The organism is Macrococcus carouselicus (assembly GCF_004359515.1).
In the GTDB taxonomy this organism is placed as follows: Bacteria; Bacillota; Bacilli; order Staphylococcales; family Staphylococcaceae; genus Macrococcus; species Macrococcus carouselicus.
This window is the reverse complement of the sequence record NZ_SCWD01000001.1, coordinates 928,146-943,059: the sequence shown is the minus strand read 5'-3', so window position 1 is coordinate 943,059 and position 14,914 is coordinate 928,146. Positions and strand designations below refer to the sequence as shown.

Below are 14,914 nucleotides of genomic sequence, written 5' to 3'. Positions count from 1 at the left end.
GAGACATGAATCAGCAGCGTTCATCAAACTTGATCGCCAGTAATATTTGTGAGAATTTGAAGGCCGAACATCAACAAAGGTGTTCGGTCTTCTTCAATATATTTGCTATAATGACACAAAAAAGGGGGATGAAGATGAAACGTATTTTAGCGGGGCTGATCAGTCTGTCGGTCCTGGCAACAGGGCACGAGGCAGAGGCAGCATCTTGTAAAATAAATGTCAGCTACAACAAGCAGTTTTATAAAATTGAGGGGCTGCCTATTGCTAACAAGCAATATGGTATGGCAAAAAGCTATCACCCTGGTGCGAACAAGACGATGATCCGGAGTTATCAGAAGATGAGGGCAGCAGCCTTGAAAAAGGGGATTGTTCTGGATGTTGTCGGTACGCCGGGCGCCTATGGTTATAGAAGTTATGCGGTGCAGAAACAACTGTATAATGATTACATCAATCTTTACGGCTTCAGCTATGCCTCAAAGATTTCAGCTAAGCCCGGTACAAGTGAACATCAGCTTGGCCTGGCGATGGATATTAGAGACGGCACGAATTACGGCACGCTGAATACAGCCTTTGAATATACAGCAGCATCAAAATTCATCCGGGAGAATGGTCAGCGTTATGGTTTCATCGTCAGATATTTAAAAGGCAAAGAAGCCATCACTGGTTTTATGTATGAACCTTGGCATATCCGCTATGTCGGCGTGACACATGCGACGCGTATAAAAAAGGACAATATCACACTAGAAGAATACCTCGGTATCGCCGGCCGCAGGAAACTGAGTGCAGGTCAGTATCAAGTGAATGGTGCGCTGTGCAAATACAAAAGGTAAGGGCCACATGGTCCTTACCTTTATTTAATATATCGTTTTAAATGACGAGCAGTATAGCTGTCTTTAACGTCCAGAAGACCAGCCGGCAGACCACTATAAAGGAGTTCGCCGCCGTGCTGTCCCGCTTCCGGTCCCATATCGATGATCCAGTCTGCTGCTGTCATCATCGTTAAATTATGTTCGATCAAAATAACCGTATTACCTTGGTCAACCAGCTGGTTGAACAGTGTGACCAGCACATGAATATCTTCCTCGTGGAGACCTGTCGTCGGCTCATCGAAGATAAAGATATGGTCAGTGACCTTTTCAATCAGATATTTACTCAGTTTGACGCGCTGGACTTCACCGCCTGATAATGTATCAAGTGACTGGCCGAGCGTCATATAGCCGAGTCCTGTGGCCTGTAAGGAGTGGAGTGTCTCAGTGATTCTGTCATGGTCACTGAAGTAATCAATGCCTTCATCGACTGTCAGTTTCAGCACGTCTGCGATGGAATAACCGTCAACGGTCGCTGCCAGTACTTCCGGTTTGTACCGCGTGCCGTTACAGACTTCACAGATCTGCGAGAAGTCCGCCATAAAGGCAAGCTCGGTCTTCAGTACCCCTTTACCATTACAGTTCGGGCAGGCACCTTCTGAGTTATAGCTGAACAGACTTTTCTTCAGACCGGTCTCCTTGCTGAAGAAAGCTCTCACGTCATCAAAAATATCGGTATAGGTGAGAAGATTGGACCGGTTGGATGCATGCACCGCTTTCTGGTCGATGGTGATAGTCTTATCCTGATGTCTGAAGCCGGTCTTGATCAGTGTGCTTTTCCCTGAACCTGCCACCCCGGTCACAGTCGTGATGGCACGCTTCGGGATATCGACTGAAATATTCTTTAAGTTATTCTTAGAGATATTGTTGAGATGTATAAACGCCGCTGGTGTCTTCGGTTCTTTCAGCTGATGCTGCTGCTTCAACGCATGTCCTGTCGCTGTATCCGACTTCAGCAGTTCTTGATAGGTCCCTTCAAAAGTGATGGTACCTCCGTGTTTTCCGGCGCCGGGTCCGATATCGACAATATGATCCGCTGTCTTGATGATGTCTGGATCATGCTCCACGACGAGTACGGTATTCCCCTTATCGCGGATGGACCTAATGATACTGTTAATATTCTTGATATCTTCCGGATGTAGTCCGACACTGGGTTCATCAATGATATAGACCAGGTCGGTCAGTGGACTGTTAAGATGACGGATTAGCTTGATACGCTGCGACTCACCGCCTGACAGGGTAGGTGTCTCCCGTGATAACGTCAAATAGCCGAGTCCGATATCTACAAGTGACTGCAGCTGTTCTCTCAGTGGTCTGATGATATAGGCAGCCTTATCATCATTGATCTGGTCCAGGAAGTCAATCTCTTCACAAATCGTCATATTCGTGAAGTCAGCGATATCAAGATGGTTAATCTTACAGCTCAAGATGCGCGCGTTCAGTCGTTTGCCGTGACAGTCGGGACATGTCTGTTCGGTGACGACACGATTGACGTCATTGATCCACCGTTTCTTCTCGAAGCCGTCATTGATAAGAAAGTTACGGCGGAAGCGGTGAATGACTCCTTCGAATTTAGCGGTCTTCGGCCATTTCTCTGGTGCATCCTTCAGTTTCTTCGGTGCTGTATAGAGCAGGGTATCCATCTCTTCAGCCGTATAATCCTTTAACTTTTTATCATTATCAAATAGACCTGAGAATGTATAGCGTTTGCCGCGCCAGTGATTCGGTCCGAATGTCGGGAAGTTGATAGCATTCTCATTCAGTGACTTGTCATAATCCAGCAGTTCATCGATATCAATGTCCTCGACATAACCGAGACCTTGACACGTCTGGCACATAGCGGTTGGATTATTGAAGGAGAACTCATTGGAATAGGCGACGAACGGCTGTCCGACCCGTGACCAGAGCAGCCGGACTGCTGAGTAGATGTCTGAGATGGTGCCAACTGTGGAACGTGAGTTACCGCCGAGTCGTTTCTGGCTGATGACCATCGAGACGGGGAGATTCTCTATCTTATCCACCTCTGGTTTCGCATACTGTGTCAGCTGATACTGAATATAGGAAGAATATGTTTCATTTAGCAGACGTTCAGACTCAGCTGCAATCGTGCTGAAGACAAGGGATGATTTACCCGAGCCTGAGCGTCCGGTGAAGACTGTGAGCTTGTTTTTAGGGATTTCTATATCGATGTTTTTCAGGTTGTTCTGTTTCGCACCTTTAATGATGATATTATTCATGAGGAAAAGTCCTTTCTATACAGGTTTGCCGTTCATGTTCCCGAGTATCTTGACTGCCAGGCACCTGAATTCTAGCTCACTTTCTCCTTTTCCCTATTTGCTGTGAGATATACCATAACAGGTAGGCGATAATACTAAGTCCTGCACCAAGATAGATAGGTTCCATTATGATCGCTTCCTTTCAATCAGAGTCAGTGCTTTCGTTCTGTTCTTAAAATCTTTCTTTGTCACTTTATCAAGGTAATCCAGTGACTTCCGTTCGATGATCTTCGCTGCCTGGAGGTCGACTTTCGCACCCGCACCCTTGTAGATGGCGAGTCCGGTCTCCTTTTCAATCTGGTCCATCCATTTGATGAAGGCGTATCTTGCGATAATGGAGCTCGCGGCGATGGCGATGGATTTCGATTCACCTTTTGTCTCGAAACGGGTAATCTCGCGTTCCGGGATAGGGGTCAGGGCGTAGTTCTCATAGACTCCCTGCACGGCGAACTGGTCGATCACAATATAGTCCGGTCGTTTGTCAATTTTCCTGAGGACGTTCATTATCGCCTGATTGTGCAGCACTGCTTTCATCTTGACCTGGCTCCAGCCGCGCGCTTTCTGTTCATTATATTTAGGATTGTCGAGTACAAGCAAAGAGTGGGGAATCATCGGGATGATCTGTTCAGCGAGCTGGACGATTTTAGAATCCTTCAGGTTTTTGGAGTCCATGACGCCGAGCAGCTTTAAGATTTCCGCATTTTTCTTCGAGACATAGCTTGCGACAACGGTCATCGGGCCGAAGTAATCGCCTGAACCTGCTTCATCTGAACCAATGCAGCTGTACAGATCATAATCAGTCGTCTGTGCCGCTGTTCCAGGGGCTGACTTCTTTTCAGGAACAACGCCGAGCAGGCCTGCTGCAAGATTTTCTGCATCCCGGCCCTGAATCATCACCTTATTCGACCGGTAGACGGTTAGGGTATGTCCCTGGACCTTTGCCCGCGCGACCATACCGGGTGGCAGGTCCCCTGTTTCATGCTTTACTTTCTTCAGTAAATCCTCTATTTCCTTTTTTGCCATCATTTTAACGACAGTACTCACAGTAAATCCCTCATTATAAGCGTATTTTTATTGTCTAATCCTTATAAAAAATGGTACCATATATATTAAATGACGCACAGTGGAGTGATATCGTATGGGAGAATTTAAAAATAGAATCACCGTTTCTATCTATGATCAGCAGTATACGATTATCGGAGAAGACGATCCGAGTCACATCCGCTATGTGGCGGGACTTGTAGATGCGCGTATACGTGATATCTCAAGATACAATGCAGGTCTTGATACATCCAGGAAAGCCGTGCTGACGGCAGTCAACATTATGGATGATTACGTGAAGCTGCAGGAAGATTACGAACTGTTATTACATAAACTAGAAGCAGAAGGTCAAAGACATGATTGATATTATTTTACTATTCTTTTTAATACTGGGTTCTATTGTGGGTCTGAGAAGAGGTTTCATTCTCCAGTCCATGCATCTGATCGGTACAATGGGTGCACTGATCATCGCGCGTATATTCTACCAGTCGCTTGCAGAGAAGCTGGAACTGATTGTGCCTTATCCGGCAGCGGGCGATACACCTGAAGTCCTGATCAACTGGCAGGACGGTGAGCAGGCATTCTATAACATCATCAGCTTCATCTTTTTATTCTTAGTCAGTAAAGTGATGCTGCAGATGGTGGCGACAGTCTTCGATTATATCGCTCAGCTGCCACTGCTCAAACAGCTGAACAAGAGCCTGGGTTCACTGCTCGGGTTTATCGAAAGCTATCTGCTGCTATTCATTATCTTTTTCTTCATTGCGATGATACCGGCACCTGCCGTTCAGGAACGTATTCAGTCAAGTCATCTGGCGCGTGCTATCATTGAATATACTCCTATATTAAGCAATCGTGCCATCGACTGGTTTCAGCACATTGCCCTTATTCATATTTTTTAGACCATAAGTCATAGGCATAAGTCTATGGCTTTTATTTTGGAGGTTATATCATGACAAAGAAAGATTATATCAAACTGCTTGAGACCATCGGCTTATATATGGAACTGAAAGGTGAGAACAGCTTCAAGGTCTCCGCTTACCGCAAAGCTGCAGGGGCGATTGAGACGTCGCAGACACCGATTGAGGAACTGGCGGATTTCACGGTGCTGCCCGGCATCGGCAAAGGGGTCTCTGAAGTGCTGGATGAATACCGGGAGACAGGTGAATCCAGTCTGCTCAAGCAACTGAAAAGCGAAGTGCCGGCGGGTCATATCAGGATGCTAAAAATCCGTAATCTCGGTGCGAAGAAGATCGTCAAGCTCTATAAGGCGCTTGATATCACGACGATTGAAGAGCTGAAGGCAGCATGCGAGAGTCATCAGGTCAGCAGTCTGCCTGGGTTCGGCAAGAAGACTGAAGAGATGGTACTGCAGGGTATTCAGGACCTTGAGACGAAGAAAGAGCAGATTTCAATCAGTGAAGCTGTCCGTCTGACCGGCTTTATCAATCAGAGGCTGGACACTTGTGAACATGTGAAGCGCTACGCAGTTGCCGGCAGCCATCGTCGTATGAAGGAGATCAGTAAGGATCTGGATTATATCGTTGTGACCGAAAATGCCGAAGAAGCCGCACGCGAGATTGCTGCATTTGAATTTATCGACCATATAGAAGTCAGTGGACGCGAGAAAGTATCCGTCTATATCAAGATGGATGAGCTTGAGACTGCAGTCGACTTCCGCTTTACTGACGAGGCGGGCTTCACAGCGATGCTGAATCATTTTACTGGCAGCAAGGCGCATAATGTCAAGATGCGTCAGCTGGCAAAGGTACGCGGCGAGAAAGTCAATGAATACGGCATTACACTTGCTGACGGTACGCTTCAGCAGTATAAGACTGAAGCGGAGATCTATCAGCATTACAATATCAGTTATATCCCGCCTGAAATGCGTGATGACGTCACGGCGTTTGACGTTGAGCAGTCTGAGATGATCACACTGGACGATATCAGAGGCGACCTTCATATGCATACGACGGCAAGTGACGGTGCTTACGAACTTGAGGAGATGATTGAAGCCTGCATCCAGAAAGGCTATGACTACATGGTCATCACCGATCACTCAAGAAGTCTCCGCGTTGCGAACGGCCTCTCTGTTGAACGTCTGCTTGAACAGAACAGAAAGATCAAGGAACTGAATAAAGCTTACAGTGAGATTGATATCTACAGCGGGACTGAGATGGATATACTGCCGGACGGTACGCTCGACTACGATAATGAGGTCTTACAGGCGCTGGATTACGTCATTGCAGCGATCCACCAGTCCTTCAATCAGACAGAGGAACTGACGATGCAGCGTCTCATCAACGCCTGCCGTAACCCTTATGTCAGACAGATCGCCCATCCAACAGGTCGGCTGATCGGCCGTCGTGCAGGTTACGCAGTCAATATGGCGGAACTGATTCAGGTGGCAGAAGAAACGAACACGGTGCTTGAGATCAATGCAAACCCGATGCGTCTCGATCTCAGCGCTGAAGTCATCAGACAGCATCCGGCTATCCGTCTCGCCATCAATACAGATGCCCACCATATCAATCATCTTGAATTTATGAAGTATGGTGTCGGCACAGCCATCAAAGGGCATGTGAGACGTGAGCAGGTTCTCAACACGATGTCACGGGAGGACTTCCATGACTGGCTTAAGAAAGGAAAGAACTAAATGAATAAGAAGGCATTGAATATTCTTGAATATAACCAGATAAGAGATAAAGTCTCTGAGTACAGCCAGAACGAAGTGAGTGCCGTACTGATCAGAGCACTTGAGCCGAAGTCAGACATCAGCTGGATTGAAAAAGAACTGGCTAAACTGGATGAAGCACGCATCATCCATATGCAGGCGAGCGAGCCCGGTATGAGTACCTTGACTGAAGTGAAACCGCTGACAAAGCGGGCGCGCATCGGCTCCATGCTCAGTGTCGCTGAACTGAACCGCATTAAAAATAATATTCGGGTGACAAACCGTTATAAGACGTATCTGCTGAACATGACTGAAGAGGGGGACGTCAAACTGCCGTTACTCCGTGACCGTTTTCAGTCACTGCCCGTACTCTCACATATCAGTGATGAGATAGCCGAGAAATGTGATGAGACGATGCTCTATGACAATGCATCATCCGCACTCTACGATATACGTCAGCAGAAAAAGACCATCAACCGGCGCATCAAGGACAAACTGGACAGCATCGTTCGGTCGCAGGCCAACCAGAAGAAACTATCTGATGCCATTGTGACGATCCGTAACGACCGGCAGGTCATTCCGGTTCGCAGTGAATACAAGCAGGACTTCCCAGGGATTGTCCATGATACATCAGCCTCAGGGCAGACATTCTATATTGAACCGAACAGTATTGTCGAGCTGAGCGGACAGCTGAATACCATCTCTGCACGTGAAAATGAAGAGGTCAGCCGCATTCTTTACGAGCTGTCGTCGCATGTCGCAGAAGTGCAGCATGATATCGACTGGATCACCACTGTCATGGGTGAGCTCGATTTCCAGCTGGCGAAAGCGAAGTATGGTCATTCGATCAATGGTGTGATCGCTGACATCGCGGAAGAACGGACGATTGAACTGCCGGCAGCGTGGCACCCGTTGCTCGACAAATCAACGGTCGTCAGGAACTCGATTATTTTCGGTGATGAGATAGATGCCGTTATCATCACAGGGCCGAATACAGGTGGTAAGACAGTCACCTTGAAAACGGTCGGACTGCTGATCGCTATGAATCAGTCAGGTATGATGATTCCGGCGGGAGTCGGTGCAAGACTCAGCATCTTCAATGAGGTCTTCTGTGACATCGGTGATGAACAGTCGATTGAACAGTCGCTGTCCACCTTCTCCAGCCATATGACCAATATCGTCTCTATATTGAAGACGATGGACAGCAGCAGTCTTGTGCTGTTTGACGAGCTCGGTGCAGGCACTGACCCGTCAGAAGGGGCCGCTCTTGCCATGAGTATTCTGGACCGATGCCTGGAACAGGATGTCATGACGATGGCGACAACGCATTATCCTGAACTGAAAGCATACAGCTATAACCGTGATGGTGTCATGAACGCGAGTGTCGAGTTCGATGTTGAGACACTCAGTCCGACTTACAAACTGCTGATGGGTGTCCCTGGTAAAAGTAATGCCTTCGAGATCTCGAAGAAACTGGGGCTTGACCTCGCCATCATCAAAAATGCCAGACAGCTGATTCACATGGATAATATCGAGATCAACGATATGATTTCAGCGCTTGAAAAGAATACACGCCTGGCCGAGAATGACCGCGAGGAGATGGCAGTCCTGAAAAAAGAGTCGGCTGAGCTGCATCAGGAACTGTCAGAGCAGTTCGAGGCGTATCAGCAGATGAAAGAGACATTAGTGGAAAATGCAAAGATGAAAGCCAATGAAATCGTGCAGAAAGCTGAAAAAGACGCTGATGCCATCATTAAAGACCTGAAGAATCTGCGCAGTGAGCATCAGTCCATCAAGGAGAATGAGCTGATCGACCGGAAAGGTAAGTTCAAGGACCTCTATCATGAAGCGGCGCTTAAGAAACAGGCGAAGCAGCAGGAAGCGGAGAAGATTGAAGAAGGCGATAACGTCAAGGTACTGTCCTACGGTCAGAAAGGCGTGATCTTATCCGTTGATAAGGACGAAGCTGTCGTTCAGATGGGGATTATCAAGATGAAGCTGCCGCTGACAGACTTCAAGAAAGAAAAACCCGAGAAAGAGAAACAGACCCGTGTCGTCCCACGTGCCAACCGCCAGACGATCAAGATGGAACTGGATCTCCGCGGTGAGCGCTACGAGGATGCGTTACAGCGGCTTGAAAGCTATCTTGACCAGGCGCTCCTCAGCAACTATAACCAGGTGACCATCATACACGGTAAAGGGACCGGTGCACTGCAAAAAGGCGTACAGGACTATCTGAAGCGCTCAAAAATCGTTGAATCATTCCGGGGCGGTATGCCTTCTGAAGGCGGCTTCGGTGTGACAGTCGTTGAACTGAAATAGGAGGATGCTATGTGGAATTTTGATATGTATAAACTTGCAATTGTACTGATCATCGTTGCAGTGGTCATGCTGCTTGCAGGTGTCGGCTATTTAATTCTGACGTGAGCAAACGAAATGACGTAGTGCAGGCGTCATGCTATAATTCTTAAAAATAGTACTTTGAGGAGGAAATGAACATGGCATTGATTCAAGCAACTGATGCAAATTTTGAAGAGCAGATTAAAGAAGGCGTAACGTTAGTCGATTTCTGGGCACCTTGGTGCGGACCTTGTAAAATGATTGGACCTGTATTAGAAGACTTAGCAGGAGATGTGGAAGGGAAAGCGGATATCGTGAAAGTGAACGTGGACGACAACCAGGCTACAGCTGCTAAGTTCGAAGTGATGAGCATTCCGACGCTTATCGTCTTTAAAGACGGTCAGGCTGTTGATAAAGTGGTAGGTTTCCAGCCTAAAGAACAGTTACAGTCAGTTCTTGAAAAACATTTCTAAATTGAACTGAAAAAAAGAGCCTCGGCTCTTTTTTTTTGGAATAGTGGTGATTAAATGGAAGAATATGAAATCAGAATCAAACAGAAGCTCGCTGTACTGCCGATGGAACCCGGCTGTTATCTGATGAAGGACAGACAGAATGAAATCATTTATGTCGGCAAGGCGAAGAACTTAAGAAACCGTGTCCGTTCATATTTCACTGGAGCACATGACGAGAAGACGACCCGGCTCGTCGGTGAGATCCGGGATTTCGAGTTCATTGTGACCAGTACGGAAATAGAGTCACTCTTACTCGAGCTGACACTGATCAAGAAGCATTATCCGAGATATAATATCATGCTGAAGGACGACAAGAGTTATCCGTTCATCAAGATCACGAAGGAGAAGCATCCGAGACTTCTTGTTACGCGGCAGGTCAAAAAGAACAGCGGTAAATATTTCGGTCCTTACCCGAATGCCTATGCGGCGCAGGAGACCAAGAAGCTGCTGGACCGGATCATTCCGTTCCGTAAATGCAATAAGATGCCGGACAGACTCTGTCTCTACTATCATATCGGGCAATGTCTCGGACCGTGTGTCTATGATGTTCAGGAGCGGGAGTATCAGGAGATGATTCAGACCGTCAGCCAGTTTCTGAGCGGTGAAGACACCACGATTGTTGAAGACCTTAAAGTGAAGATGGCGGAGGCAAGCGCAGCGCTGAACTTTGAACAGGCAAAGGAATACCGTGACCTGATCAGTCATATTGAGTCACTCATGTTCAAGCAGAAGATGATGACCGCTGATATGACCGTCAGGGATGTCTTCGGTTACAGTGTCGATAAAGGCTGGATGTGTGTGCAGGTCTTCTTCGTCAGACAGGGCAACCTGATTGAGCGCAACGTCTCGATGATACCGCTGATGGAAGACCCGAAGGATGCCTTCTATAACTTTATCGGTCAGTTCTACCAGCTGGACCAGCATATTCTGCCAGGAGAAGTGCATGTCCAGGCAGGACTGGACATCGAAGTCATCCGCTCAGTCGTCGATACGAAAATCGTGCAGCCGATGCGGGGCAGGAAGAAGGAAATGGTGGAACTTGCGGTGAAGAATGCGGATATCGCATTATCCAATAAGTTTGAGATCATCCAGCGCGATGAGTCCCGGACGATTAAAGCGATTGAGGAGCTCGGTACGGCGATGGGCATCCCGACGCCGATTCGCATTGAAGCCTTCGATAACTCGAATATTCAGGGGATCGATCCGGTGTCGGCGATGATCTCTTTTGTGGACGGCAAGCCGAGCAAGAAGGATTACCGTAAATATAAGATCAGAACGGTGACGGGTCCGGACGACTACAAGTCGATGGCAGAAGTGGTCCGACGCCGCTATACTCGTGTATTACGTGAGCAGCTGCCATTGCCGGACCTCATCATTGTTGATGGCGGTAAAGGCCATATGAATATCGTGACGAGTGTGCTGCAGGATGAACTGGGGCTGGATATTCCGGTCGCCGGGCTCAAGAAGAATGCGAAGCACCAGACGGCTGAACTGCTGTACGGGGATCATGCAGATATCATCCCGCTTGATAAAAAGGGCCAGGCGTTCTATCTGCTGCAACGGATTCAGGACGAGGTCCATCGCTTCGCCATCACATTTCACCGTCAGACAAGACAGAAGACCGGTCTGCAGTCACAGCTTGATACGATTCCAGGTATCGGTCCAAAAAGGAAGCAGCAGCTGATCAAGCATTTCGGTTCCGCAAAAAGAATCCGGGAAGCGAAGCAGGAAGAACTCACAGCAATCGGTATCCCGCAGGCAACAGCGGGTCTGATTTTAGAGATCTTGAATAAGCATGCTGAAAAACAGTCATAAGGCTGTTTTTTTGTTGTCTAAATGAGAATTATTATCATAAACAATTCATATATTAATAATGTTACAATAGCCCTATAACTTTTTCACAGCCATTAGACGGGAAATGTAATCGGTTTCTTGATTTGACTGATTTTTAGGCGTACAATAGTTTGTGAAGATTTCAAGAATCTACTTAGGGGGGACTTCGCTTGGCGAATTCAGAACAGTCATTTGCATTACGCAGGCTTCACTCATTACTCGGTGTGTTACCGATCGGTGTCTTTTTACTCCAGCATTTATTCGTTAACCACTTTGCAGTTTACGGGGAGGAAAGCTTCAACAGAGCTTCCGACTTCATGGGTAACCTGCCGCTCAAGCTTCTGCTTGAGACCGTCATCATCTATATTCCGATTTTATTCCATGCTATCTACGGTATCTATATCGCTTTTACAGCTAAAAATAATATCGGCCATTACTCAACATTCCGCAACTGGATGTTCATGCTGCAGCGTGTGACCGGCATCCTGACATTCCTTTTCATCGCCGTGCACGTCTGGCAGACGCGTGTACAGGTGGCGTTGCACGGGATTCACGTAGACTATGATATGATGAATCATATTTTCGCCAATCCATTCTTCATCATCTTCTACGTACTGGGTGTTCTGAGTACGGTTTTCCACTTCGCTAACGGCTTATGGTCATTTGCGGTGACATGGGGCATCACTCAGAACGAAAAATCACAGCGTATCATGAGTTACGTTTCAGCGATTATCTTCGTACTCGTTTCAGCATTAGGTTTAATTGCGTTATTTGCATTTATTTAATTTAGGGGAGTGGCATATATATGGCAAACAGTAAGGTTATTGTTGTAGGCGGCGGTCTCGCCGGCCTGATGGCAACAATTAAAGCAGCTGAACACAATACAAATGTTGACTTATTTTCACTTGTGCCGGTTAAGCGTTCACATTCTGTGTGCGCGCAGGGCGGTATCAACGGGGCTGTCAACACGAAAGGTGAAGGGGACTCACCTTGGATTCACTTCGATGATACCGTATACGGTGGAGATTTCCTCGCGAACCAGCCGCCTGTGAAGGCAATGACAGAAGCAGCACCAAGCATCATCCATTTGCTTGACCGCATGGGTGTGATGTTCAACCGTACACCGGAAGGGCTGCTTGATTTCCGGCGTTTCGGCGGTACGCTGCATCACCGTACAGCATTCGCTGGTGCAACGACCGGTCAGCAGTTATTATATGCGCTTGATGAACAGGTCCGTCGTCACGAAGTGGATGGCCTTGTCACTAAATATGAGGGCTGGGAATTCCTTGGTATCATCAAAGATGACGAAGGAGTCTGCCGTGGGATCGTCGCGCAGAACCTCGTCAATTCAGAGATCCAGTCATTTGCAGCGGACGCTGTCATCATGGCGACAGGAGGACCCGGCATCATCTTCGGTAAATCAACGAACTCGATGATCAACACGGGTTCAGCTGCTTCTATTGTTTATCAGCAAGGGGCTACATATGCCAACGGCGAATTTATCCAGATTCATCCGACAGCGATTCCTGGTGATGATAAGTTACGTCTGATGAGTGAATCAGCACGGGGTGAAGGGGGGCGTGTCTGGACCTATAAAGACGGTAAGCCCTGGTACTTCCTTGAGGAGAAATATCCAGATTACGGTAACTTGGTACCGCGTGACATCGCGACGCGTGAAATCTTCGATGTCTGTGTCAACCAGAAACTGGGTATCAACGGCGAGAACATGGTCTATCTGGACTTAAGCCATAAAGATCCTCATGAGCTGGATGTCAAGCTGGGCGGTATCATTGAGATCTATGAGAAATTCACGGGTGATGATCCACGTAAAGTACCGATGAAAATCTTCCCGGCCGTTCACTATTCAATGGGTGGACTATGGGTTGATTATGATCAGCAGACCAATATCCCGGGTCTATTTGCTGCCGGTGAATGTGATTATTCTCAGCACGGGGGGAACCGTCTCGGTGCCAACTCGTTGCTATCAGCAATTTACGGCGGGATGGTTGCAGGACCTAATGCCATCAAATATATCGGCGATTTAGAGAAGTCTTACGAAGACATCCCGGAAGATATCTTTGTACGTAAAGTAGAAGAAGAGAAGCGCCGTTTTGAGGCTCTGCTCAATATGCGCGGTACAGAAAATGCCTATAAACTTCATAAAGAACTCGGAGAAATCATGACAGCGAACGTCACGGTTGTCCGTCATAATGATAAGCTTGTTGAAACAGACAAGAAAATCGTGGAACTGATGCAGCGTTATCAGAATATCGATATGGAAGACACTGCCACATGGAGTAATCAGGCGGTCTTCTTCACCCGTCAGTTATGGAACATGCTCGTTTTAGCACGCGTCATGACCATCGGGGCCTATAATCGTAATGAATCCCGCGGCGCACACTACAAGCCGGAGTTCCCGAAACGTAACGATGAAGAATGGCTGAAGACGACGATGGCGACATTTGACGGTGCGACCAATCCACCGATCTTCAACTACGCTGATGTTGATGTCAGCCTGATTCCACCGCGTGTCCGTGATTATTCAAAATCAGGAGGGAAACATTAATGGCAGAAAAAACGATTGAACTTGTCATCAGACGTCAGGTTAACCCTGAGTCTGCACCATACGACGAGAAATTCGTCATTTCTTATCGTCCGAACATGAACGTGATTGCTGCACTGATGGAGATTCAGCGTAATCCGGTCAACGCACAAGGACAGAAGACGACACCGGTCACATGGGATATGAACTGTCTGGAAGAAGTATGCGGGGCCTGTTCTATGGTGATCAATGGTAAAGCGAGACAGTCATGTTCTGCAATCATCGATACACTGGAACAGCCGATCAGACTGGAACCGATGGCGACATTCCCGGTGATGCGCGACTTACAGGTTGACCGTTCTAAGATGTTTGATAACCTTAAACGTGTCAAAGCATGGGTACCGATCGATGGCACTTACGACTTAGGTCCAGGGCCGCGTATGCCTGAGAAACAGCGTCAGACGGCATACGAGTTATCCAAATGTATGACCTGCGGGGTCTGTCTCGAAGTCTGTCCGAACGTCAATCAGAACTCCAGCTTCATGGGCGCTCAGCCTATTTCACAGGTTCGTCTGTTCAACCTGCATCCGACAGGTAAGATGAACAAAGACGAGCGTCTCCATGCACTGATGGGCGACGGCGGCCTTGCTGAATGCGGTAACTCTCAGAACTGTGTCAAAGCATGCCCTAAAGGGATTCCGCTCACGACGAGTATCGCAGCGATGAACCGTCAGACGAACTTCCAGTTATTCAAATCATTCTTCGGTTCAGATTATCAGGTCAATTAATGATTCAGACAGGTGAGCGTTCTCGCCTGTCTTTTTTTTTGA

At 47.5% G+C, this 14,914-nt stretch carries 12 protein-coding genes; 10 read left to right on the top strand and 2 right to left on the bottom strand.

The features are described from left to right. Positions 1-134: 134 nt before the first annotated feature. A complete protein-coding gene (locus tag ERX40_RS04770) occupies positions 135-830 on the top strand; it encodes a M15 family metallopeptidase (RefSeq protein WP_165980661.1) in 696 nt (231 codons plus the stop codon). A 20-nt stretch (positions 831-850) separates the two neighbouring features. Here the strand turns inward: ERX40_RS04770 and ERX40_RS04765 are convergent, their stop codons facing one another. Continuing rightward, the gene (locus ERX40_RS04765) at positions 851-3,103 is read right to left on the bottom strand and encodes an ATP-binding cassette domain-containing protein (RefSeq protein WP_133417349.1); all 2,253 of its coding nucleotides are present in this window, start codon (positions 3,101-3,103) and stop codon (positions 851-853) included. Positions 3,104-3,268: 165 nt separating this feature from the next. Then, entirely contained in the window at positions 3,269-4,186 is a 918-nt protein-coding gene (rnhC, locus tag ERX40_RS04760; RefSeq protein WP_133417348.1) for a ribonuclease HIII, read from the bottom strand. A 94-nt stretch (positions 4,187-4,280) separates the two neighbouring features. Here rnhC and zapA point away from each other — a divergent pair, with 94 nt between their 5' ends. The 9 genes from zapA (at position 4,281) to sdhB (ending at position 14,872) form a co-directional block, all read left to right on the top strand. Continuing rightward, positions 4,281-4,547 (top strand): cell division protein ZapA, encoded by a 267-nt coding sequence (zapA, locus tag ERX40_RS04755; protein WP_133417347.1) that lies wholly within the window; start codon positions 4,281-4,283, stop codon positions 4,545-4,547. After that, positions 4,540-5,085: a CvpA family protein gene (locus ERX40_RS04750; protein ID WP_133417346.1), complete on the top strand. Its 546-nt coding sequence runs from the start codon at positions 4,540-4,542 to the stop codon at positions 5,083-5,085. Before zapA ends, ERX40_RS04750 begins: the two co-directional genes overlap by 8 nt. A 50-nt stretch (positions 5,086-5,135) precedes the next feature. After that, positions 5,136-6,839 carry a DNA polymerase/3'-5' exonuclease PolX gene (gene polX / locus ERX40_RS04745; RefSeq protein ID WP_133417345.1) on the top strand — a complete coding sequence of 568 codons (1,704 nt, stop codon included), beginning with the start codon at positions 5,136-5,138 and terminating at the stop codon, positions 6,837-6,839. After that, the gene (locus tag ERX40_RS04740; RefSeq protein ID WP_133417344.1) at positions 6,840-9,179 is read left to right on the top strand and encodes an endonuclease MutS2; all 2,340 of its coding nucleotides are present in this window, start codon (positions 6,840-6,842) and stop codon (positions 9,177-9,179) included. A gap of 176 nt (positions 9,180-9,355) precedes the next feature. Beyond that, on the top strand, positions 9,356-9,670 hold the full coding sequence (gene trxA / locus ERX40_RS04735; protein ID WP_133417343.1) for a thioredoxin: 315 nt from the start codon (positions 9,356-9,358) through the stop codon (positions 9,668-9,670). 54 nt (positions 9,671-9,724) lie between these two features. Then, positions 9,725-11,524, top strand: a complete 1,800-nt coding sequence (gene uvrC / locus ERX40_RS04730; RefSeq protein ID WP_133417342.1) for an excinuclease ABC subunit UvrC — start codon at positions 9,725-9,727, stop codon at positions 11,522-11,524. A 188-nt stretch (positions 11,525-11,712) separates the two neighbouring features. Beyond that, positions 11,713-12,327 carry a succinate dehydrogenase cytochrome b558 subunit gene (locus ERX40_RS04725; protein ID WP_133417341.1) on the top strand — a complete coding sequence of 205 codons (615 nt, stop codon included), beginning with the start codon at positions 11,713-11,715 and terminating at the stop codon, positions 12,325-12,327. Positions 12,328-12,347: 20 nt separating this feature from the next. Beyond that, a complete protein-coding gene (gene sdhA, locus ERX40_RS04720) occupies positions 12,348-14,108 on the top strand; it encodes a succinate dehydrogenase flavoprotein subunit (RefSeq protein WP_133417340.1) in 1,761 nt (586 codons plus the stop codon). Next, complete coding sequence (sdhB, locus tag ERX40_RS04715) at positions 14,108-14,872, top strand: succinate dehydrogenase iron-sulfur subunit (protein WP_133417339.1); 765 nt, start codon at positions 14,108-14,110, stop codon at positions 14,870-14,872. Before sdhA ends, sdhB begins: the two co-directional genes overlap by 1 nt. Positions 14,873-14,914: the final 42 nt, after the last annotated feature.

Coding starts and splice junctions, on each gene's coding strand:
- ERX40_RS04770 (WP_165980661.1), top strand. CDS start 135: ATGAAACGTATTTTAGCGGGGCTGATCAGTCTGTCGGTCCTGGCAACA.
- ERX40_RS04765 (WP_133417349.1), bottom strand. CDS start 3,103: ATGAATAATATCATCATTAAAGGTGCGAAACAGAACAACCTGAAAAAC.
- zapA (WP_133417347.1), top strand. CDS start 4,281: ATGGGAGAATTTAAAAATAGAATCACCGTTTCTATCTATGATCAGCAG.
- ERX40_RS04750 (WP_133417346.1), top strand. CDS start 4,540: ATGATTGATATTATTTTACTATTCTTTTTAATACTGGGTTCTATTGTG.
- polX (WP_133417345.1), top strand. CDS start 5,136: ATGACAAAGAAAGATTATATCAAACTGCTTGAGACCATCGGCTTATAT.
- ERX40_RS04740 (WP_133417344.1), top strand. CDS start 6,840: ATGAATAAGAAGGCATTGAATATTCTTGAATATAACCAGATAAGAGAT.
- trxA (WP_133417343.1), top strand. CDS start 9,356: ATGGCATTGATTCAAGCAACTGATGCAAATTTTGAAGAGCAGATTAAA.
- uvrC (WP_133417342.1), top strand. CDS start 9,725: ATGGAAGAATATGAAATCAGAATCAAACAGAAGCTCGCTGTACTGCCG.
- sdhA (WP_133417340.1), top strand. CDS start 12,348: ATGGCAAACAGTAAGGTTATTGTTGTAGGCGGCGGTCTCGCCGGCCTG.
- sdhB (WP_133417339.1), top strand. CDS start 14,108: ATGGCAGAAAAAACGATTGAACTTGTCATCAGACGTCAGGTTAACCCT.